At 69.4% G+C, this 21130-nt stretch carries 22 protein-coding genes and 1 pseudogene; 12 read left to right on the plus strand and 11 right to left on the minus strand.

From position 1 onward, the window contains the following. Nucleotides 1-2: 2 nt before the first annotated feature. Nucleotides 3-1115, minus strand: coding sequence for a thioester reductase domain-containing protein (locus ACIBHY_RS28645; RefSeq protein ID WP_397308219.1), 1113 nt, complete (start codon nucleotides 1113-1115; stop codon nucleotides 3-5). 7 nt (nucleotides 1116-1122) lie between these two features. Continuing rightward, nucleotides 1123-1527: a YybH family protein gene (locus tag ACIBHY_RS28650; RefSeq protein WP_397308428.1), complete on the minus strand. Its 405-nt coding sequence runs from the start codon at nucleotides 1525-1527 to the stop codon at nucleotides 1123-1125. Between the two features lie 785 nt (nucleotides 1528-2312). Here ACIBHY_RS28650 and ACIBHY_RS28655 point away from each other — a divergent pair. The 9 genes and pseudogenes from ACIBHY_RS28655 (at nucleotide 2313) to ACIBHY_RS28695 (ending at nucleotide 9049) form a co-directional block, all read left to right on the plus strand. After that, nucleotides 2313-2924, plus strand: a complete 612-nt coding sequence (locus ACIBHY_RS28655) for a hypothetical protein (RefSeq protein WP_397308429.1) — start codon at nucleotides 2313-2315, stop codon at nucleotides 2922-2924. A gap of 203 nt (nucleotides 2925-3127) precedes the next feature. Further along, nucleotides 3128-3367 (plus strand): annotated as a pseudogene (locus ACIBHY_RS28660) (ATP-binding protein); the annotation flags it as partial. Between the two features lie 25 nt (nucleotides 3368-3392). Then, complete coding sequence (locus ACIBHY_RS28665; protein ID WP_397308220.1) at nucleotides 3393-3590, plus strand: ATP-binding protein; 198 nt, start codon at nucleotides 3393-3395, stop codon at nucleotides 3588-3590. Between the two features lie 658 nt (nucleotides 3591-4248). Beyond that, nucleotides 4249-4611 carry a YciI family protein gene (locus ACIBHY_RS28670; protein WP_397308221.1) on the plus strand — a complete coding sequence of 121 codons (363 nt, stop codon included), beginning with the start codon at nucleotides 4249-4251 and terminating at the stop codon, nucleotides 4609-4611. 3 nt (nucleotides 4612-4614) lie between these two features. Continuing rightward, nucleotides 4615-5844, plus strand: coding sequence for an RNA polymerase sigma factor (locus ACIBHY_RS28675; RefSeq protein ID WP_397308222.1), 1230 nt, complete (start codon nucleotides 4615-4617; stop codon nucleotides 5842-5844). Between the two features lie 217 nt (nucleotides 5845-6061). After that, on the plus strand, nucleotides 6062-6883 hold the full coding sequence (locus tag ACIBHY_RS28680) for a TetR/AcrR family transcriptional regulator (RefSeq protein ID WP_397308223.1): 822 nt from the start codon (nucleotides 6062-6064) through the stop codon (nucleotides 6881-6883). A 331-nt stretch (nucleotides 6884-7214) separates the two neighbouring features. Continuing rightward, nucleotides 7215-7346, plus strand: coding sequence for a hypothetical protein (locus ACIBHY_RS28685; protein WP_397308224.1), 132 nt, complete (start codon nucleotides 7215-7217; stop codon nucleotides 7344-7346). Between the two features lie 286 nt (nucleotides 7347-7632). Continuing rightward, nucleotides 7633-8331, plus strand: a complete 699-nt coding sequence (locus ACIBHY_RS28690; RefSeq protein WP_397308225.1) for a L,D-transpeptidase — start codon at nucleotides 7633-7635, stop codon at nucleotides 8329-8331. Further along, nucleotides 8324-9049 carry a choice-of-anchor P family protein gene (locus ACIBHY_RS28695; RefSeq protein WP_397308226.1) on the plus strand — a complete coding sequence of 242 codons (726 nt, stop codon included), beginning with the start codon at nucleotides 8324-8326 and terminating at the stop codon, nucleotides 9047-9049. The genes ACIBHY_RS28690 and ACIBHY_RS28695 overlap by 8 nt, the downstream gene beginning before the upstream one ends. Before the next feature lie 187 nt (nucleotides 9050-9236). Here the strand turns inward: ACIBHY_RS28695 and ACIBHY_RS28700 are convergent, their stop codons facing one another. Beyond that, nucleotides 9237-9806 carry a helix-turn-helix domain-containing protein gene (locus ACIBHY_RS28700; protein ID WP_397308430.1) on the minus strand — a complete coding sequence of 190 codons (570 nt, stop codon included), beginning with the start codon at nucleotides 9804-9806 and terminating at the stop codon, nucleotides 9237-9239. Nucleotides 9807-9864: 58 nt separating this feature from the next. Between ACIBHY_RS28700 and ACIBHY_RS28705 the strand changes: the two genes are divergently transcribed. After that, entirely contained in the window at nucleotides 9865-11190 is a 1326-nt protein-coding gene (locus tag ACIBHY_RS28705) for a serine aminopeptidase domain-containing protein (protein ID WP_397308228.1), read from the plus strand. Between the two features lie 210 nt (nucleotides 11191-11400). Then, nucleotides 11401-12051 carry a dihydrofolate reductase family protein gene (locus ACIBHY_RS28710; RefSeq protein ID WP_397257944.1) on the plus strand — a complete coding sequence of 217 codons (651 nt, stop codon included), beginning with the start codon at nucleotides 11401-11403 and terminating at the stop codon, nucleotides 12049-12051. 27 nt (nucleotides 12052-12078) lie between these two features. Here the strand turns inward: ACIBHY_RS28710 and ACIBHY_RS28715 are convergent, their stop codons facing one another. From ACIBHY_RS28715 to ACIBHY_RS28725, 3 genes are all read right to left on the minus strand, one after another. Beyond that, nucleotides 12079-12339 carry a hypothetical protein gene (locus tag ACIBHY_RS28715; protein WP_397308229.1) on the minus strand — a complete coding sequence of 87 codons (261 nt, stop codon included), beginning with the start codon at nucleotides 12337-12339 and terminating at the stop codon, nucleotides 12079-12081. A 177-nt stretch (nucleotides 12340-12516) separates the two neighbouring features. After that, on the minus strand, nucleotides 12517-13284 hold the full coding sequence (locus ACIBHY_RS28720) for a hypothetical protein (RefSeq protein WP_397308230.1): 768 nt from the start codon (nucleotides 13282-13284) through the stop codon (nucleotides 12517-12519). Continuing rightward, the gene (locus ACIBHY_RS28725) at nucleotides 13281-14102 is read right to left on the minus strand and encodes an ATP-binding cassette domain-containing protein (RefSeq protein ID WP_397308231.1); all 822 of its coding nucleotides are present in this window, start codon (nucleotides 14100-14102) and stop codon (nucleotides 13281-13283) included. Before ACIBHY_RS28725 ends, ACIBHY_RS28720 begins: the two co-directional genes overlap by 4 nt. A gap of 41 nt (nucleotides 14103-14143) precedes the next feature. On the opposite strand from ACIBHY_RS28725, the gene ACIBHY_RS28730 reads away from it, so the two are divergent. Next, nucleotides 14144-15703: a recombinase family protein gene (locus ACIBHY_RS28730; protein ID WP_397308232.1), complete on the plus strand. Its 1560-nt coding sequence runs from the start codon at nucleotides 14144-14146 to the stop codon at nucleotides 15701-15703. Nucleotides 15704-15754: 51 nt separating this feature from the next. Here ACIBHY_RS28730 and ACIBHY_RS28735 read toward each other — a convergent pair whose 3' ends face one another. The 5 genes from ACIBHY_RS28735 to ACIBHY_RS28755 all read right to left on the minus strand — a co-directional run bounded on the left by ACIBHY_RS28735 (nucleotide 15755) and on the right by ACIBHY_RS28755 (nucleotide 20936). After that, the gene (locus ACIBHY_RS28735) at nucleotides 15755-15955 is read right to left on the minus strand and encodes a hypothetical protein (protein ID WP_397308233.1); all 201 of its coding nucleotides are present in this window, start codon (nucleotides 15953-15955) and stop codon (nucleotides 15755-15757) included. A 381-nt stretch (nucleotides 15956-16336) separates the two neighbouring features. Next, entirely contained in the window at nucleotides 16337-18247 is a 1911-nt protein-coding gene (locus tag ACIBHY_RS28740) for a replication initiator (RefSeq protein WP_397308234.1), read from the minus strand. Further along, a complete protein-coding gene (locus ACIBHY_RS28745; protein WP_397308236.1) occupies nucleotides 18234-18425 on the minus strand; it encodes a hypothetical protein in 192 nt (63 codons plus the stop codon). Before ACIBHY_RS28745 ends, ACIBHY_RS28740 begins: the two co-directional genes overlap by 14 nt. Next, nucleotides 18422-20098, minus strand: a complete 1677-nt coding sequence (locus tag ACIBHY_RS28750) for an FtsK/SpoIIIE domain-containing protein (protein ID WP_397308237.1) — start codon at nucleotides 20096-20098, stop codon at nucleotides 18422-18424. The genes ACIBHY_RS28745 and ACIBHY_RS28750 overlap by 4 nt, the downstream gene beginning before the upstream one ends. Nucleotides 20099-20471: 373 nt before the next feature. Beyond that, nucleotides 20472-20936 carry a plasmid replication, integration and excision activator gene (locus tag ACIBHY_RS28755; protein ID WP_397308238.1) on the minus strand — a complete coding sequence of 155 codons (465 nt, stop codon included), beginning with the start codon at nucleotides 20934-20936 and terminating at the stop codon, nucleotides 20472-20474. Nucleotides 20937-21130: the final 194 nt, after the last annotated feature.

Genomic DNA, 21130 nt, shown 5'->3' on the forward strand with positions numbered 1-21130 from the left:
GCCTATCCCCACGCTCCTTGGTTGAGGTGATCAGCCGGCAGGAATCCGGTCGATCGCAGGTGTTCGAGGTAGCGGCCGAGCAGGGCTGCGTCCACCGGCGGATGGCGCAGGCCGAGCTCGTGCAGGGCCCGCGTGGTCTGCGGGGCGCGAAAGCGCGGCCGGCCGCCCAGCACGCGCTCGGCGATGACCGGCAGCAACAGCAGCATCGGGTCGCTGTCCAGCCGCTCGCCGAATCGCCGCAGGGCATCGGCCCACTCCTGCACCGGCAACAGATCGATGGGAGCGCCGAGCGCCGCCGCCAGCTCCGCCATCCGCAGCGGCCGGGGATGGCACAGGTGCACAATCGGCCCTTGCCCCCGGCCCGTGGCGGCCGACAGCGCCAAGACGGCGTCGGCGGCGAAGTCGACGGGAGTCACGTTGACCTCGGCCTCCGGCAGTACGCCGGTGCTCAGCGCCGAGCGCACCAGCAGCCACAAGTCGTCACCGCGGGGCTGACACGCGCCAGTACGGCTGTCACCGACGATCCGGTCCAGGCGGTGAACCCGGGCCGGGAGCCCTTCGGCACGCGCTTGCAGCACAAGCCGCTCACCGGCGTATTTGGTCTGACCGTAGCCGGTGGCCGGTTCCCAGCCTCCCCGGGGCGGGGTGAGCTCGTCGACCGCACCGTCGGCGGGGCCGAACACCTCCGAGGTCGAGATGTAGTCGAAGGCGGCCCCTGCCTGCCCGGCCAGCCGCAGGACCTCGCGTGTCCCGGTGACGTTCGCGGCTTCCAGCATGCGGGCCGGCATGATCAGGTTGACCTGGGCGCCGGCGTGCATCACGGCGCCGACCTGGTCGGCCAGCCGGTCGAACTCCTCGGGCCGCAGCCCGAGCCCGGGTGCCGCCAGGTCACCGGGGACAGCTATCACCCGATTCACATCCAGCGCGCCCAGGCCGTAGACGTCCTGGGCGGCCTGGATCCTCCGGGCGGCCTCGTGGGTGGTTTGGCCGCGTGCCAGGCAGTGGATCCGGGCGGCGCTTCGGTTCAGCAGGGCTCTCAGCAGGAAGGCACCGACGAAGCCGGTCGCGCCGGTCAGCAGGACATCCGGCCGCGAGCGGCCTGAGGGAAGGTCCACGACGCGGTCAGCTCACCCCGAGCGGGTTGTCGATGACATAGCGCCAGCGGCCGTCGGCGCCGCGCCGGGCGACATCTGTCGCCGTTCCCCGGAGATCGATCCGGTCGCCGTCGCATCCCGTACCGCAGATGGACCAGTCGGCGATGAGCAGGGCGATGTCGCCAGCCACGTAAGCGTGGCGCAACCCAATGGTGATCGGCAGGCCGAAGGACAGGAGCTTCCGGTTGGCCGCAGCCCGTTGCGTGCCCGTAACAGGCTGGCCGGGGGCGGGAAGGAGAATGCCCTCCTCGGCGTAGAGGCGATCGAGGGCTTGGGCGTCACCGGCGTTGAACGCGGCCGCGAAGGCCGCGGCGAGCTGGGAAGCTTCTTCGGGGGGTGCGGCAATCGCGAGGACATCGTCTCGGGTCGTCATGATCAACAGACCATACTGGAGCTCCAGGTTACTCTGCGTGATACCGCCTCGGCGTGCCGCATGAATCATCGCGGACAGCCACTGCGTGGAATGGACACAGAATCACAGTCATCTAAGGAATCCAGTGCAACCATTTCGCGATCTTGCTGAGGCTGGGGAAGTCGTTCCGTCTGGCCGGAGACTGTTGTATGAGTGGTCGCACGGTGAACCGCCGTCAGAGCCGAGGCCGACCTGAGCGTCGGCCGTTTCATAGGCCGGCGCAAGCCACCGGACTCCTGCAACGGCCTTACGAAACGCTCCGGCCGCCAGGGCGAGCACGGCCGCGGTGACCTTCAGCGCCCGTCTGGACGCGCTCGGCGCGGACGGCGGCTCGCCGGCGTGCTTGCCCGGCGTCTACTCGGTGCCCGTGGTGTACTTCATCGCCCCGATCTTGTGCCCGTACAGGGTGAACAGGGCCACGAAGACCTCGATGTGGGCCACGGCCCGGCACAGTCACTATCAGCGCAGATCCGAACCATGATCCCGAAATGTCACTGGAGTACTAACCGAGAACGCATCCACGACCTCGAACAGCGACTCGCTGCCGCCCACGGTGAAATACTCCGGCTCAGACGACAACTCCACGAACAAGCCGCGCCCTGACAAAACGGCGACCCGAGCACGCGGTCGGCGACCTCTGCGAAGGATTGCCACGCACGTCTCGCCGTCAGCCAGGTGAACGCCCGAGCAGCGGCGTCAATCGGAATGATCCTTTGAGTCCGCGGCAGACTACACAGGTGATCGTCATGCAGCCCGTCCTGGAGGTCTACTCCTACGACGGCTTTGCGCTCTGGCCCGTCGCCGAGGTCGAGTCCTATGGCTACCTCCCACTCAACGGCAAGCTAAGCCCGGCCGAGGTCGGAACTGCCGTGATGCGGATCGCCGAGTGCAACAACGTCGATCCAATAGACAGCGATCCTCCTCGCCCCGCCTCCTCGATCGAGGCGTTCTTGCATGGGCTGCTCACCATGGACGACCCTTTCGCCTCCGGCGGCCTGCGCGTGACGGACACCACCAGCGGCGTCGTGCTGCTCCCCGGATGCTGCAGCGGCCTGGAGGAATGGCGCGACTGGTTCCTGGCCGTCGACGGCGCAGTCGTCTCCTTCGGCCACGATCCATCCCCGCTGGTTGAACGCACCGGCGACCTCATCCGCATGACCGTCGACGCCGAGCAGGATGGCAGCCCGATCATCGAGGCACCCGCCGCGGAACTACGTCATCAACTCAACCACGCCGAAACCGACCTGACCCGCTTCCGGAACCTGGTCTCCACCTGGGCCGAGCGGCAGCTGCCAGACCACTCCACCTCGATCGTCACTGCCATCACCCGCGTCTTGGACCTGCCACCCATGCCATAAGCGACACCCGATTCGCCGAACCAAGACCCATTCCTGAGACCACCAGCCACCCAGGCCAAACATGATCAGCAACGCCCCCACCTGCCAAAGCGCCCCTCGACGAGCTTTCAACCCCGGATAACTGAACGACTACGACTTCTCCTTCCAGCCCGACCTGGATCCCCGCAAGGTAAAGGACCTGGCCACCACGCCTCGCCTTTGTCGAGGCCAAGGCCAACGCGGCGCTGCTCGGGCCGCCTGGAGTCGGCAAGACCCACATTGCCGTCGGCCTGACGGTCGCGGCCTGCCGGGCCAGCTACTCGGTCTACTTCACCAGCCTCGATGACATGCTCTCCAACCTCAAAGCCGCCGAGGCCGCCGGGAGCCTGAACCGCGAACTCGGCACCTACCTGCGGCCAAGCGTCCTGGTGATCGACGAGGTGGGCTACGAGATCCTCGAACGCGGCGAGGCCAACCTGGTCTTTCCAGGTGATCTCCAAGCACTACGAGAAAGGCTCGATCATCTTGACCTCGAACAAGAGCTTCGGCGAATGGGGCCAAGTCTTCGCGACGAGGGTCCTGGCCACCGCCATCTTCGACTGGCTCCTACACGCCTGCGACGTGATCTCCATCAACGGGCCCAGCTACCGCCTCAAGAACATCGAGCGAGACACCAACATCGCCTGATCTGGTGCACATAGCTCCGTACTGGCGTCCTGCTCCCGAAGGCGTCCCCAGCCCCAATGTAGCGATGAGCTAGATCACGGTTGCGGCTCGTGGTTCTACGGCTGGCTGGCCGGGGCTGGCCGGCTCGGACGGGAGATCGGGCAACGGCCCGACGACGAACTCCTCGAGAAGCCCTGGTCGAGCAGGAGAACGCGGACGCGAGCGCGCCCTACGCTCTGCTCAACCTCGTGCGCGACTACCTCGAGGCCACGGACATGTCGCCGGCCGAGTTCGTCATGCTCGCCCAGCGAGGCCATCTGACCTGACCTGCCGACGCTCACCCGGTGGCTGGCCGAGGAACTGCTGCCCGCTGCGTGGTCGGCGGAGCTGATCGCCTCGGGGCGGCGAAGCGGAACAGAGTTGACGCGGGCTCAGCTCGTCGCGGACGGCATCGGCCGGCCTTCGCCCCGGCGGGCGAGGTGTTCGGCGAGTGGGGCTCCCTGCCCGACCCCAATGAGCAGGCGTGGCGAAATCTCCTCGCCGAGGCCCGCACCAACGCCCGCCCGCCGGGCAGCCGGGCAGGAGAATGAGTTTGAGCGCAGGTGTCGATCTGGGCGGGGTCCGTTCGTAGTCAGGTGACCGGGCGGGAAGGATCCGTCCCTGCGAAAGGAGCACCGCCGTGCCGCACTACCTGCTGTCCGTCCACAGCGTCGAGGGCCAGACCCGGGAGCCGACGGCCGAGGATGACATGCGTGGGTCCCATGACCGGCTCAACACCATCGAGCAGGAGATGAAGGCGTCCGGGATGTGGGTGTTCTCCGGCCGGCTGCATGAGGCCGACACCGCCACCGTCATTCGTACCGTCCGCGGGCAGATCGTGACCACCGACGGCCCGTTCGGCGAGTCCAAGGAGCATCTCGGCGGCTTCTACATCGTCCGGGCCGACGATCTGGACGCCGTGCTGGCCCTGGCCGCGCAGGTCACGGCGGCCATCGACACGCCGATCGAGGTACGCCCGTTCGCCGCCACGTCCGGAGACTGAGCGGTGCGGCTCGTCGGTCAGGAGGCCATCGGCCAGATCTTCCGCCAGGAGTACGGCCGGTCGCTGGCCGCGCTGATCGGCTGGTTCGGCGACATCGACGTCGCCGAGGACGCGGTGCAGGAGGCGTACGCCCTTGCCTTGAACAGGTGGCCGGCCGAGGGACTGCCGCCCAACCCGGGCGGGTGGATCACCACGACCGCCCGCCACCGCGCGATCGACCGCCTGCGCCGCCGCACGCGCGAGCGGCGCCTGCTGGACGAGGCGGCGCTCCTGGCCGGCGGCGATGACGGCGATGGGGATGACGGTGGCGGGCCGGCCGAGGCAGGAGGGGCCGTGCCCGACGACCGGCTCAGGCTGATTTTCACCTGCTGCCACCCCGCCCTGGCGGCCGAGACACAGGTCGCGCTCACCCTGCGGCTGCTCGGCGGCCTGTCCACCGAACAGGTGGCCCGCTGCTTCCTGATGACCGAAACGGCCATGGCCCAACGCCTGGTCCGCGCCAAACGCAAGATCAAGGCCGCGCGCATCCCGTACCGGGTCCCCGCCGGCCACGAACTGCCCGACCGCCTGCCACCGGTGCTGGCCGTCGTCTACCTCATCTACACCACCAGCCAGGCAGAACCGCAGGAGCGTGACTTGTGCGGCGAGGCGATCCGGCTGGCCCGCCTCCTGACCGCGCTCATGCCCGACGAGAGCGAGGTGACCGGGCTGCTGGCCCTGCTGCTGATCGAATCCCGCCGGGCCGCACGCACCCGGCCGGACGGCAGCCTGGTCCTGCTGAGCGAGCAGGACCGCAACCGCTGGGACCGCGACTTGATCGAGGAAGGGCACGCGATCGTGCGCCGCTGCCTGGCCCGCGACCGGCCCGGCCCGTACCAACTGCAGGCCGCCATCCACGCGGTCCACGCCGACGCGCCGACCGCCGCTGCCACCGACTGGCGGCAGATCATCACCCTCTACGACCACCTGTACGCCTTGGCCTCCACCCCGGTGGTCGCGCTCAACCGCGCCATCGCGGTCAGCGAGGCTCACGGCCCGGCCACCGCCCTGGCCCTCATCGACCCGCTGGAAGCCGAACTGGGCCAGTACTACCCGTTCCACGTCGCCCGGGCCCACCTGCTCCGGCGCCTGGACCGCCACAGCGAGGCAGCCGCCGCCTACCGCCGCGCCGCCGCCCTGGCACCGCCCGGTGCCGAGCGAGACTACCTCCAGCGGCCACCCGCACACAGATGAGAACGACCCCGGCCTGGTCCGGCTCGTCGACCATCACCTCCTGGAGCAACTCGGAGTGCCGTTAACGCGGCTGTCACTCGCCGCCCTTTCAGGGCTGAGCTGCGCCTTCAGTGTGTACGGCGGCGGGGGCGAGGTGTTCGGTGACTTTGGCGATGGCCTCTGGGCGGTGCGGGGGTTCTTGTGCCGGGTCTTACCCATGATGAGTTGGAGGGTCGGGGTGCGCGAGCATCAGCGGGCGATCCACCAGCGCGTCGCCGGGCTGCTCGACCGGCCACGGGACGAGGCGGACCTGCTGGCCTGGGCGGTGCTGAGCGCGCTGTCCAGTCCCTCCTACCACGCCGTCGAGCTGCCCAGGGCGCGCTACGAGCGCCTGATGGCGGAGATCGGGCAGGTGCTGAGCCACACCTCCCGGCTGCGGCCGGCGCCGGCAGGCGAGGTGAGGAAGAGCGCCGGGCTGGCCCGCGCCTCGCGCAGGGAGACGCTGCTCGCCGCGGCCACCACGCTGTTCCACGAGCGCGGCTACCAGGCGGTCGGCATGGAGGACATCGGCGCGGCGGCGGGGATCGCGGGACCCAGCGTGTACAACCACTTCGGCAGCAAGGCCGAGATCCTCATCACCGCGCTCAACCGGGCCAACGACGGACTGCAGCTGGCCTTGGGCCAGGCGCTGACGTCCAGCTCCGGCCCGCGCGAGGCCCTGGAGGCGGTGCTGCGTTCCTACGTCGACAACACCCTGGCGCACAGCGAGCTGAACGCGATGCTGGTCACCGAGGTCATGCACCTGCCCGGTGAGCAGCTCCGCGCCATGCGCCGCGCCCAGCACGACTACATCCTCGAATGGGTCGGCCTGCTGTCCGCCCAACGCCCCGAGCTGGCCCAGGACGAGGCCAGGGTGCTCGTCCAGAGCGCGATGACCCTGGTCAACGATCTGTCCTTGAGCACCAGGGCCCGCTCCCGCGCGCACCTGGCCGGCGAGCTGACGGGGCTGTCGCTCGACGTACCGGGCCTGACGGAGGCGGCGGCAGGCCGCGTGCGCTGACTCCCGGGCTCAGGCCGCGCACAGGCACGTTATGAGCGTATGGGCGATGGCGCGGATGGCCGGGCGATGGTCGTCGGACCGCCAGCACGATCCGCCCATCAGGCCAGCGCGGCAGTGGCAATCTGGCCAGCACTTCACGTAACCGATCCACACCGATCCACCTCGATCCGGCCGTGATTGAGCCGGCCATACATGGCACCGTGCCCACGCCGGAACTCCGGGGACAAAGTGAGATCCACCGGTGAGCGCACCGGCCTCGGCTCACCCAACAGCGCGTCGACCAGCCGTACCGGCCGGGACAGGCTGGGGTCTCCGGCTCGTGGTCGAGGACGTGGAACGTGAGCGCGCGAGCCTGATCGAGAACGGGTTCACTCCCAGCCCGATCGAATCCGTCCACAGCCTCGTGGCCTTCCGCCACCTGCACGACCCTGACGGCAACCTGGTCACAGTGGTCCGGAACTGAGCTAGCCATGGACGTTGTCGACACCTGAGGTCTCTGATCACTACGGAGATCTCAGGTCTTTACCAGCCTTTGGCGCCGTGACAGGCCGGCAACCTTGCCGTCCATAGCCGGTTCCCGGTGACGTGCTGGAGGAGCCGGGCCCGGTGCGCGGTAGTCCGAGCCAGCCCCTGTCGGTAAATCTCGGGACTGCAATCCGCCATCTCAGCAGAGGTAGCGGATCGTGGTCGCTAGCGTCCAGCGGGTGCCTCGTCCATGGGTTCGACATGCCGGGATGGTCCTGGCGTCGGTGCTGCTCTTGTCCGCGGAAGCCTCCCGTGCCGGGGCCGCGCGCCTGCCGTTCGTGACCACCCATGCCACCAACGCGGCCTTGCCCGCCGACCCCGCGCCCTTCGCCGTCAGCGACGGCACGCTGCTGCATCCGATCGTGTCCGCCACCGTCCGCGACCGGCCCGCCGGTCGCCCGGTCGCGAGGCTGCCCGCCCGCCAGCTCGGCAACCCGACGTGGGTGCCGGTGGTGGAACGGGTTCCGGGGTGGGCGCGGGTGCTGCTGCCGGCCCGGCCCAACAGGTCGACGGGGTGGATCGCCACCGGCGGGCATGTGCGGATGGCCCGCACCACCTACCTGGTGGGTGTCGACGTCTGGGAGCGTCGGCTCACGCTGCTCCGGTACGGGCACCCGATCGGGAGCTGGCGGGTCGCCGTCGGCACGGCGGAGACGCCGACACCTGTGGGACGGACGTTCCTGCTCGGGTCGTTGCGGGAGAACGGCTCGCTCGTGCTGCCGACCGGAGCCCATTCGGACACCTTGGACAGTTACGGCGGCGGCCCGGGCACGGTGGCGCTGCACGGCTGGCCCGACCCTTCCGTCTACGGCCAAGCGGTCAGCCACGGATGCGTCCGGGTGCCGGACGAGGCACTTCGAGCACTGGCGAGAGTGCCGCTCGGCACCCTCGTCCTCATCCACTCAGGGGGAATTGATGCGTAGGAAGTCTGCATTCGTCATTTCGACCGCGGCACTGGCGCTGGCGGTTCTGGCGCCAGCGCCAGCGTCGCAGGCCACGACGGATCCCAGCGGATCCAGCGCCTTCGGGCTGGCGGCCGCGGATGCGCTGGGGATCGCGCCGATGCCGGCCGTACAGGCCGACGGAGCCCGTCCGGCGCGCAAGAGCGTGACGGAGCACCCGGCGAACAAGCTGGTCAACGCCAAGGCGCTGGAGGTGGACGCGCAGGGCGACCGGGCCGGCTCCCGGGCCGTCGGCGTGGACGCGCTGGCCTCCAAGCTGACGGCCGACGCCGTACAGGTGCGCTGTGTGGGCGGGTCGGGAACCGCGAGGATGGCGAGCGCCGTCGTCGACGGCAAGCCGATCGAGTCGGCGCCCGCGCCGAACACGACCATCCCGGTGGAGATGAAGGGGGTCGGCACCGCGAGCGTCACGCTGAACAAGCAGCAGCGCAACGCCGACGGCGGGATGACCGTGACCGGCGTCGCGATCGCCGTGCCGATGGGTGACGGCACGTACGAGTCGATCGACCTGGCCTCCGCCACCTGCGCCGGCGCGGGCCGGACGGCACAGGTGCCATCCGACCAGACGGAACAGGTGCCGGTCGCCGTCGACGACCGCGGACCGCTGCAGGAGGCCGCACCGCTCCAGGAGGCCGTGCCGCCGATGCCGTCGAACAGCAAGCTCCCGGTCGCGGGCTGAACATCGCACCACGCCCGTCCGGACCCCACCGCCCTGGCTCACCGTCGAGTCCAGGGTGGTGGGCACGCCCGCGCGCCATAGGGGGCCAGCGGCACCCTCACGCTGCTGCGCCCCAGCGGCGGCTCACTCGGCATCGCCCCTGCTGGGCACCCTGTACGCCGCCCGGGTACGCGGTAGCAGACCACTGTCACGTACCTGAGTCATCCAGGCCCGATTCGGAGCCGGTGGGTGGCTGTTCGATCGGGAAGAGGATCGGGCTGAGCAGGTGCTGTGTGCGGTCCGGCGTTGGCTGGTTGGTCAACAGGGGCAGGATCACGCGACGGAACTGGCTGATCATCTCTTCCAGTTCGCCACGGGTGAGCCAGACGGCATGCTGCCGGTAGCCGACGAGGTCCGCCACCGGGTCGACATTCTCGTGGTCGAGGTAGGCGTTGAATTCGGCGACCAGGACGGCCATCGCGGTGGCGAAGGCGCGCCGGTGGTCGTCGGGCGTCATGGCCGCGAATGCGTCGGCGTAGAGGGCGGCCCGGTCGTGGCGGAGCCGGTAGCGACGTTCCACCGCGCCCCGCACCCGTCTCTCACCCGCCACCTCCAGGATCCCGCTGGCCGCGAGCAGGTCGACGTGCCGATAGACCATGGCTTTCGAGGTGTCGGGTATGCGAGCGCACAGCTGTCCGGTGGTGAGTTCCCGCTCTCCGCGCATCGCATGCACGATGCGCAGCCGTACCGGATGCGCCAGAAGCTCCAAAGTGTCCACATGCAACGATCTCATGTTGTGCTACCGTTCGCAAAACAGTAGAAGGGACGGTGTTGGAATGACCAGGGGAACGGATCCGGTGACGATCGCCGCGGCGGTCGTTGAGATGGCACAGGGTGGGCACTTTGCGGATTTTGAGGAGTTGTTCGCCCCGCCGTTGCGGGCGGTGGTCTCCGCTGAGACGCTGCAAGCCGCCTGGGAGAGCCAGCTCTCCACGATGGGGGCGATCTCCGCGGTCGCGACGCCGATCAGCGAGCCGGCCCCGGAGAGCTGGGTGATCGCGTCGGGGAAGGCCGAGCTGGTCAAGGTGAGCGTTGCGGTGACCTGCGAACGTGGCGGGCTGACGGTGGTCATGTCGGTCGACGAGACCGGACTGCTGCAAGGCCTGCAACTGGCGCCTGCGCTCACCGAGCCGTGGACGCCGCCCGCGTACGCCCGCCGTAGGAGGTTCGACGAGCACGAGGTCACCGTGGGTTCCGGTCCGCTGGCCGTACCCGGCACGTTGAGTGTGCCGCGCGGAGACGGGCCGTGGCCCGCGGTGGTGCTGCTCAGCGGCGGCGGGCCGTTCGACCGCGACGCCACCAGCGGCCCCAACAAGCCCCTAAAAGATCTGGCCTGGGGGCTGGCCGGCCGCGGTGTGGCGGTGCTGCGCTTCGACAAGGTGACTCACGCCCACGCCGCCGAGGTGGCGGCCGACCCGGCGTTCACGATGAGTGAGGAGTACGTCCCGCACGCCGTCGCGGCCATCCACATGCTCCAGCGCCATCCGGCCGTCGATGCCGCACGCGTGTACGTCGCGGGGCACAGCATGGGCGGCAAGGTGGCCCCGAGGGTCGCCGCCGCCGAGCCGTCGGTGGCCGGGCTGGTGCTCTTGGCCGCTGACACCCAGCCCATGCATCGGGCCGCCGTCCGTGTCGTCCGCCACCTCGCCTCGCTCGATCCCGGTGCGCGGGCCGCAGTCGAGGCGATCACGCGGCAGGCCGCACTTGTCGACAGCCCTCGGCTGTCCGCCGAGACACCCGCGGCGGAGCTGCCGTTCGGCTACTCCGGGACGTACTGGCTTGATCTGCGCGATTATGACCCGGTCGCGACCGCGGCCGCGCTGGACAAGCCGATGCTCATCCTGCAGGGCGGACGCGACTATCAAGTGACCGTCGCAGACGACCTCGCGGGCTGGCGGGCAGGACTCGCCCACCGGGCGGACGTCACCATCCGCGTCTACGACGCCGACGACCACCTGTTCTTCCCCGGCTCAGGCCCGTCCACGCCCGCGGACTACGGCAAGCCCCAGCACGTGGACGCGGCCGTGGTCACCGACATCGCCGACTGGCTGGCGCCGCGCCAATCGGCGATCGCCCGGCTCGCCTCCAGCTTCAGACACTGACCATGTCACGGCTGCGATCGCCCCGACGTAGACGGTGACCTGGTGCAGCTCCAATCCCTGATTTTACTGGTGAGCAACATTTTGTCCTGGACGGGAATGTCGGTGAGAAGTAGCGGCAGCACCCGGATGCTCGGCCGGTCACGGACGTAGCGATGAGCTTTCCCGGCCCGGCGAGTCTCACCACCCGTATCGGCAACACAGGAGGAACACGTGGCTCAGCTACTGAGAGTCCAGAACTTCAACGTCTCAAGTGAGGGGATCGGCGCCGGCGCCGATGAGGATCAGAGCCTCGAGAACCCGTTCGGCCAGGCCAATGCCGAACGACTGTTCGCCTGGGCCGGCGCCACGGCGAGCTGGCCTATGCGCACCGACCCCGGAGGGAGCCGGGGCCTCGACGACTACTTCACGCGGGACTACGCACGCGACATCGGAGCCGAGATCATGGGCCGCAACAAGTTCGGCCCCCAGCGCGGACCCTGGAAGGACCATGAGTGGCGGGGCTGGTGGGGCGACGAGCCTCCGTTCCGCACCCCGGTGTTCGTGATGACCCACCACGGGCGTCCGTCGTTCACGCTGTCGGACACCACGTTCCACTTTGTCGACGGTGACCCGGCCACGGTCCTGGAGCAGGCGCGGGAGGCGGCGCAGGGCAAGGACGTCCGGCTCGGGGGAGGGGTTACCACCATTCGGCAGTTCCTCGACGCCGACCTCGTCGACACCATGCATGTGGCGGTCTCGCCGGTGAAGCTCGGGTCCGGAATACGGCTCTGGGAGTCACCCGATGAGCTGCTCGACCGGTTTCACCTGGAGGTCGTGCCCAGTCCGAGCGGCGTGACGCATCACCTGTTCTGGCGAAAGTGACGTGAGAGCCCATGTGGAGTAGTGCCCTCAGACCAGGAGTCCCAGGGTTTCGGGCGCCTTCCGGGCCGTCAGGTGCCGCTCAGGATCGGTTCCCTCCTGCGCGTACTCGTTGATCAGCGCGGCGAGGGCTTGCCGGTCCTGCAGAAGGGCGATCACCGGCGTCGGCAACCGCATCGAGGCCTCTTCGCTGAGATCAAGCCTGATGACGATCTCCGTGAGGGCCTTGGCGAGGGTGCGTTCGTCCTCGGCTTCGCCCGCGGGCGCCGCCTCTTGACCTGCTCCTCCCACCGCAAGCCCCCGGACGCAGCGACATCACCTTCCAGCCGAAACGATCGCCGTCACAGCAGACCGTCCAACGCTGTCCCGATCACTCATCAAGGTGAGTACCACTCGGTAGCCGTATGACTCCGAATCGACGCCCTGCGCCGGGAGATCGAGTGGGGACGTGAAGGAGAGACCCGCTGGTCAGGCGTCGCGCCTCCGGGCCGTCACGATCGCGACCCCGAGGAGGGCGAGCGCGACGGCCGCGTAGTAGGCGAGGGCCCACCATGGGCTGAGCAGTGAGGTCGAGGGAGGCGGTGCGGGCGGGCCGGGCGGCGCCGCGCCGGGATCCGGGGCTCCGATGAGGAACTGTTTCCCGACGTTGAACGGCAACCACCGGTGAACCTCCACACCGACGCCCGGGATCGCGGGGACCAGCGACTCGACGAACAGGGAGTAGCCCAGCAGCAGCGTCAGAGCTGCCGCAGTGTGCCTGACCAAGGCGCCCGCGGCGACCGCGATGACGGCGGCGATCGCGTAGTAGGCGGCCAGGCCCGCCACGTTCCGCCAGTCGGCCGCGGTGTCCAGGGCGAGGTCGGCTTCCGGCGCCATCAGGGTCGCGACCGTGAGCGACCCGAACGCGGAGACAAGGCCGATCGCGCCGCAGACGAGAGCGGCCACGGCGGCCTTGGCGACGAGAACCGAGCCGCGCCTCGGCACGGCGAGAAAGGTCGCCTTGATGGTGTTGTAGCGGTACTCCGTGGTGATCGAGGCCATGGCCATCGCCAGGATGGGCGCGATGCCGAACTGGTGGCCGGCCTGGCTGACGCCGACGGTGATCGCCGCGGAATCTCCGGCGGTGCCCGCGACCACCCCCGCGAAGGCGACAGGAACGACCACCGCGACCGCGGCGAGCGCCTTGGGGGAGGGAGTGGACAGGAACTTGATGCCCTCGGCTACGGTCAGAGTCACGGTGTCCCTCCCGAATCGGCGTGATACTCCACCGCGTCGCCGGTCAGTCGCATGAACGCCTCCTCCAAGGACCCGTGATGAACACTCAGTTCGTGCAGCACGATCCCGTTGGCGGCGCAGACCTCACCGATCTCGGAGCTTTTGGCGTCAGTGACGACAAGCGCGTCACCGTCGGCGCGGACCTTCGCCCCCGCGTGCTCCAGCAGCGCCCGCAACCGTCCGGTGTCCGGTGTGCGAATCCGGACGCTGCTCTCCGTCGCCCTCGCGACGAACTCCGCCACGCCGCCATGAGAGATCAGCTTGCCCCGCCCGATGACGATCAGGTCGTGGGCGGTGAGCTCCATCTCCGCCAGCAGATGGCTGGACACCAGCACCGTGCGCCCCTCATCGGCCAGGCGATGCATGAGCCCGCGTATCCACAGGACGCCCTCGGGGTCGAGCCCGTTCACCGGCTCGTCGAACAGCAGCACCTCGGGATCGCCCAGCAGCGCGGCGGCGATGCCGAGCCGTTGCGCCATGCCCAGCGAGAATCCTCCCGCGCGCCTGCCGGCGACTGGGCCGAGCCCGACCACCTCCAGCACTTCGTCGGCCCGCCGTACCGGCAGGTCGTTGGATGCGGCCAGCCAGCGCAGGTGCGCGCGGGCCGACCTGTTGGGATGCACCCACGTCGCGTCGAGCAGGGCTCCCACCGTGCGCAAAGGATGGCGCAGGTCCCGATAGCCGCGACCGCCGATCAGCGCGTGGCCCGCCGTGGGGTTGTCCAGACCGAGGATCATCCGCATCGTGGTGGACTTCCCGACGCACGATTTATGGCCCATTATAGAGATAAGAGCAGGTCAACCGGGCAAGGGGAGGCACCATGAGGCTCTTGGCAGCAGCCACCCAGGGGCGCGCAGTCGTCGATTACTGCCGGATCAGCTACGACAAGACCGGGGCAGCCGATGGGGTAGGCGACCAGCACGACGAGAACGAGGAAGCCGCCGAGCAACTCGGCGAGACGATCTCACGTAGCTACGTGGACAACGACCTCAGCGCCTTCAAGGCCAACGTTCAGCGTCCCGACTACGACCAGCTACTCGCTGACATGCGCGATAACCTGATCCGCCTGGTCATCATCTGGCACGCCAACCGGCTCAACCGCACCGTGGAAGCCGCAAGCGCGTTCATCGAGATAGCCCGCGCCGCCAAGGTCAAGCTGTACTCGGTCACCAAGGGCAGCTTCTACAACCTGGAGACCGCAGCCGGACGCCGGGACCTGATCAAGGACACCCTTGACGCTGAGTACGAGTCAGCCCACCGGGGCGAACGAGTCGAAAAGGCCCGCAAGCGCCAGGCCAAGCACGGCATCTACGGCGGGGGTGTGCGCCCCTACGGCTGGGGCGTGGACACCGGCCGGGTTCGCTCCGTGTGCGCCAACCCCCAAGCGCCGCTTGAGGACCGCCGGTATGAGGACCGCACGGTCTTGGACATGGGCCAGCACAACCCCATCGAGGCTGCCGAGATCCGCAGGTGGGCGCTTGACCTTCTGGCCGGGGTGAAGATGGGGCACGTGCTGCGCGGGATGGCCAAGCGCGGTGTGCGCAGCGCGTCCCAGGCCGATGGGCGCACGCTGCGCCGAGGGGGCAAGGACGTCGAGCCCGGAGGATGGCAGTCCCGCACCGTCTGGCAGATCCTTCTCAACCCGCGCACGGCCGGGCACAGCGTCCGCCACGGCGAGATCATCAAGCGCAACGCCTATCCGTACATCCTGACCGACGCGCAGCAGGAGGCACTCAGGGTCATCAAGAACGACCCCGCCCGCACCACCTCACCGGGCAACGTGCCCAGGTGGCTCACGTCCCTGATCGCGATCTGCGACAAGTGCGGAGCGACCTACCGCGCCCGCAGCAAGAACGGCAAGCTGATCTACCAGTGCATCACGGGCCACAACGGGCCGGACGCGATCCTCGCGGACATGTTCGTCAGGGACCACGTGTTGGGCCGTCTGTCGCACGCCGACGTCCAGGACCTCCTACCGGACGCCCAGGCCGAGACGGTTGACTTCGCCGCGATCCAGGCCCAGATCATCGAGCTTGAGGAGAGCAAGCGCCACGCCGCCCGCATGTTCGTTGAGAAGATCTTCGATGAGGACATGGTGATAGAGGCCAAGCGTCACGCTGATGAGCAGATTGCCGGGTTGCGCGAGCAGATGAACCGCGCCACCACCAACAGCCCGCTCAGCGATCTGTTCGACTACGACGACGCCCGCGCGTGGTGGGAGGCGATCGGGCTTGGCCGTCAGCGCGAGGTGGTCAAGATGCTCGTGAACGTCACATTCCACGGCATCGGCCGGGGCAAGCGCGTCCCGATCACCGACAGGGTCACCATCACGCCGAAGGACCGCCCGGAGCCGAGCGAGCCCCAGCCCATCGCCGCCTAGCCGCCCCGCAGGGGGTGCCGGACCTCAGGCCCCGCACCCCCAGGCCGCTCTCTACGACGAACCCGTGTCCGGCTCTTCAGCCGCCCGCAGCAGCAGCCGCAACCGCAACCGGACCTGATCGGAGAGCGGTGGCCAGTCGGCCGTCTGTTTCTCGAAGTAGGCCCTTCTCGCTTCCTCCGAGGCGAACCCGCACGCCTCCAGATACGCGCGCTCCAGCGCGGCAGCCCCGCCCCACGCGCCAGGCCGACCCACCGACCCAGCCCCAGAACGGGCGCTGGGGTAGGGGTGCCGCCCCCGCGTCGAGCCGGTAGCCGCCCCCCGAGCATGATCACCTGGTGGCGCCGCATCCTGCCCCGCGCTCTCGGCGACCCGCCCGCCCGCCCCCGGCTCTGCGGTGGCTGACCGCCGACCCACCCGCATGCGTTCACCCTCTTGAATGGAGCCTTCGGCGCGCTCTGCTCGCGCGGCTCTCGCCGACCATACCCAGCCGCCGACCCGCCGCCTACCCCTCATCACAGCCCCCCGACCCGTGCCGGGAACCGCTTCTCACCTGCCGGGCAGCGCGCCGGCTGGACTCGCCAGAAGCTCGCGCTACGCGTGGCCTGCGGCCATCCAGACGGCCCGCACTCGCCGTCACGGCGCAGCCTGTTCGCCGTCGCCAGACTGCTCTAGCCGCGCCCTTTCCAGCGCCTCACGCCCTTGCTCCCGCTCCGCGATCAGCCACAGCAGCCGTTCCGCCAGCGGAGCCACCCCCGGATCGCCCGGCTTCAGCCGCACCCACGTGTACCGGCCCGGATCAGCCTCCCGGCTCAGCTCATCGCCGACCCCGAGAGCTTCGGCCACCCACGCCCGACGATCGCGCAGCAGCCCGCCCAGCGTGCGCGACGACCACGCCCGCGACACCAGCACGCGCCGCCCGCCGTAGCCCAGGTGCGCGCTTTGATGCGCCCGCCCCGAACAGCGGCCCGGCACCAGTCCCGACCCGGCCTCCAGCGGCGTCACGCCGAAGCGCAACCAGTTCGCGCACCGAGGCGAACACGGCTCCCACCGCAACACCTCCAGCAGCCGCCGCGCGTGCGCCTGACGAGCCCGCCGCAGACCGGCCCGCCGCCCCGACCGACGACCCTCCCCATCCGCGTCGTCGTCGTGCCCGCCGTCGTCTTCAGGCTCCGGCCCGCCCATCACGTCGGACACCGACTTGGTCAGGTACTTCGTCAGGTACCGCGCACGCTGATCAGCATCCGCGCTCCCGCCCAGCACGCCCTGGATATCGAGCTGCTCACCCAACCTGACCACATGCTGAGGTGCCGCGTCCGGGTCGCCGTCCAGCTCATCAAGCGCCGCCTCCCACGTCGGCAGTACCTCCCCGGTACTCGGTACCACATAGCCGATGCCCTCCTGCCAGACCGGCGTGTTCTCCCCGTCAAAGATCGCAACCCGATCCGTGGGCGGCCACCACACTTGGTGGTAGGTCGCCGCCGCCACCGCCCGCAGCTCCGCACGCGGGATCGCCCCCCGCACCGCCATGTGCAGATGAGGCGCGAGCCGCCGCTGTGGTTCCACCGCCGCGAAGTACTGCACCTTACGCCCCGTCACCCGCCTAAGGTTCTGCACGAACCGGTCCACCAGCTTGGAGAAGTGGATCAGGTCACGCGCCGCCCGCCGGTAGTCGTAGGCGTCCGGATCGACCGGCACCCCATCCCGCACCCGGCCGTAACTCCCCATCGTGAGCGTGACGAACATGCTCGGCCGGTAGCCCCTGCCCGCACGGCCGGGAAACACGCGACCCACCGTGCCCGCCGTCATCGCCCGCTTGGGCAGGTCCGGCGCATCCTGCCGCCGAGCCGTCGAGCGCACCCGCCGCCCGCCCTCCTCCGCACTGTCCGCGCCGCCCCCGCCGTCCGTCTCCCCGGCCTCAGCCTGCCCGCCGCCGTCGCCGATCCCGTCATCGATTTCGGTCGGCCAGGGCGCATCCGCCAGCGGCAACGGAGCCTGCGTCCAGTCCCCGCCCACCTGCTCGGCCGCCACCGGCCCGCCGCCCGCTTCAGGCTGTGATGCCGCCTCAGCCGTCCCGCCACCGACCGGAACGCCCAAGTACGCCATCTCCGCCTCATGCGCCGCGAGTGCCTGCGTCCAGTCGGCCGCCCCCGCCGCGTCACCATCGGACAGCGCCGCATCCCGCAGCAGGATCAGTTCCTCGCGGAACTCACCCATCCACGCCGTCTCCTCCGCGTCCGGGGTACGGTCCGGCCCGATCTGACCCATGATCCCCTCCGGCTCTGCCTCCAGGTGCCAGCCCTCCAAGCACTGCTCTTGCCGGGCTGACCTGATCCGCCGCGCACACGGCGCACACACCGACTCCCAGCGCGACCCGCACGAGACGTTCACGATGCGTGAGGTGCCGTCCTTGCGATCCGTCCAGCGGAAGGCCATCGGCCGGATACAAACGCCACGCTCCAAGGCGAGCGCGATCATGTCGTTTTGGCTCAGCACCGACCCCAGCAGGCCCGACACCGCCCCGTTCCCCGGCTCACGGCTGATCATCGCCGCACCCCCAGATGAACAGGACGTTGCAGTCCCGCTTGTCCGCGTCCACGGCCGCCGCCGCCCGGTCTCCGCACTCCCGGCACCGCACCACCCGCAACTCCGCCACCAGCTCCAGCGCGTCGGCCGTCCCGCACACCTCGCAGTCCAGCCCAAGCCGTTCCGATCTCGCCATCACCGCTCACCACCTCCGTTGATCCGCCGCCGCTTGCCGCCCTTGCTGTGCTTGCCGCGCTTGCCCTCCCGCCGCACGCTCCGGCCGCTCTTGCTCCTCCCGCCGCCACCGTCGTGGTCGTGGTCGTCGTCTGACCGGCCGCCGTCCCCCCAACTAGGCGGAGGCACGATCTCCGGCCGACGCCAACCAGCGACCTTGACGTCTCCCGGCTCCGGCAGCCCCGGCAGGTCGGAGGGCGGGCCGTCGTCGGTCTCGACTCCCCACGCCGCCTCCAGGTGCTTGATCTCCTCATCACTGACCCAGGCCGCCCGCACCCGCAGCGGCTCACCGCCCGACTCATCCACCACGTAGCCGATGCCGCCGCTCATCGACGGGTCGTGCGGGTTGTAGGGGATCTTGTCGGCCAGCGCGCCCGCATCCCGCATCCCCTCACCCAGCACCATGTCCACCTGGTTCGCGGTCTTGACCCGCAGGCAGACGCGCATCGGGAACAGCTCACGAATCGCCAAGATGTCCGCGCGAGGATCTTGCAGCGCGGCCACGACCACAAAGCCGACCGACCGGCCTTGCGTGCACAGCGTGGCCAGCGCCGCCAGCACCCGCCGCCGCACGTCCTTGTCTGGGCAGTACGCCGTCAGGAACGCGATCTCATCGGCCAAGATCACCACCATGGGCTCATCGACCGTCGCGACGTGGTTCCGGCGTACCCCCGCGTACCGGTCGGCGCGCTCCTGCATCCGCTCAACCAGCCATTCCAGCAGGTCGGCGCATTGCTCCGGCTTGCTCGCGTACCGGGCGAACAGGCCCCGCCCGAAAGACAGCTCCATCCGCTTGGGGTCCAGCGCGTGCATCTCCACAAGCCCCGCCTCCACCCCGGCCAGCAGGCCCCGCACGATCAGCCACAGCCACGAGCCCTTACCGGCCCCCGTCGCCCCGGCGATCAGCCAGTGCGTGCCGTGCAACGCCAGCCGGTACACGAGCCCGTGTTCGTCGAGGCCGATCTCCACCGGCCCGACACTGGGCACCAGCGACACCGGCCGCAGCCCCACCACCGCCGCCAGCGGATCGACCCGCCGCAGCGCCAGCGCCAGCAGACCCGGCTTACGCACGCGCACCTGACAGGCCGAGGAGCCGAAGGCATGCGCCAGGTGCCGCGAACGTTCCGCCCACAGCTCATCCGACTGACCCCGCAGCATCTTCACCGTGACCCGGTCGGCGTAGGCGTCACTGCGCACCCGCACCAGCTCCGGCACATACGCCCGGCCCTGCACCCGCCCGGCCAGCCCCGCCACCGTCAGCGTCCCGCGCCAGCGACGCCGGTAGATCCACATCCACCGCACCCAGGACAGGAACGGCCAGCCGATCAGCCGCATGAACCCACGCCGATGCAGCAGCCAGAACACCACCAGCCAGGCCGCCATGCACCCGTACCAGATCAGCGCCCCCTGCCAGCCGACCAGCCACCAGTACGCGCCCAGCACCACGACCAGGCCGCACGCGATCGGATGCCGGATCACGGTCTTGACCAGCGCGGCCCCGACCCGCCACCCCCAGATCACCAACACGAAGAACGCCGGGGTCTTGACCACCACCGGACTCCAGTGCAGCCGCCCATCCGGGCGCTGACTCACTAACTCCTCATCGGTCTCCCCAGAGACCACCCTCCGAAAGATCATGCCGTCTCCTTCAGGGCAGACGGCATCCCCGCACCACGCACGGAAACTCCCGCCGACGAGCAGGGATGCCGACCACGACGCCGCCGCCCGCCACCCGCGCGAGGGTGACAGGGCACGCGAACGCCGTCACGTCACGTTCACCGAAAACCAGACGTGGCAGCCCTTCCGGCCGCCGCCGCCCGACACGAAACGCGTCCAGGCCCGCCCCACGCGATCGCCTGACGCCTCATCCCGGCACCCGCCGAGGTCATCTGTTCTGCCCGGACACCTTCACGGGACTTGCCTAGCCACTTGCCGTACCAGCGCTCACAAGCACGTAGGCGCTACGCGCCCACCCGCAAGCAGGCGCTCCGCGCCCACAAGCACGACAGCGCTACGCGCTGCCCTCAGCAGCCGGACGCGAATGCGTCCCCGCCGCCGCCCTGCTCTGACCGCCCGCGACCGGCGTGCCCGCCAGCCGTAAGCCACGGGCCTTCACGGTGAATTCGACGCGCCGTGAACCGTCCGGCACGTAAGGCCGCACCGTCAGATTTTCCAGCTCCACCGGCACGAAGTGCAGCCCGAGCGCCGCCATCTGCGCCGGGACCGGGGGCACGATCGGTTCCGTCATACTCGTGATCTTGAGGTTGATCGTTTTGTCCGCCGCCCGCGCTTCCGGGTCCGCGTCCATGATCGGAACCGCCCAGAGCGGTTCGCCCGTCTGCGGGTCGCGCTTCTGTACCGGCCGTTCTTTCGTGCCCAGGTCGTAGTCCGAAACCGGGGTTACCGGCCCGACCACGTACACGCCATGGGGGAATACGGCCCTAAACTCCACTGGCAGCCCGTCTCGTAAACTCATCCAATCTCCCTGGCTCGCCGAGTCCGAGCCTACTTTCTAACTCGCCAGCTCAGACGGCACAACCCCCTAGCTTGTGCATTTGTGCGTCAAGTGTTGCTTAACTGTCCATAATGCATATTTCGGTCAGAGCCTTGAATGGCCAATATGGACATCGGCCTCTCGAACATGCGTAGATTCTGTGCAGATGATCCGAA

The sequence above is a fragment of the Nonomuraea sp. NPDC050547 genome, assembly GCF_044457345.1.
GTDB lineage: Bacteria > Actinomycetota > Actinomycetes > Streptosporangiales > Streptosporangiaceae > Nonomuraea.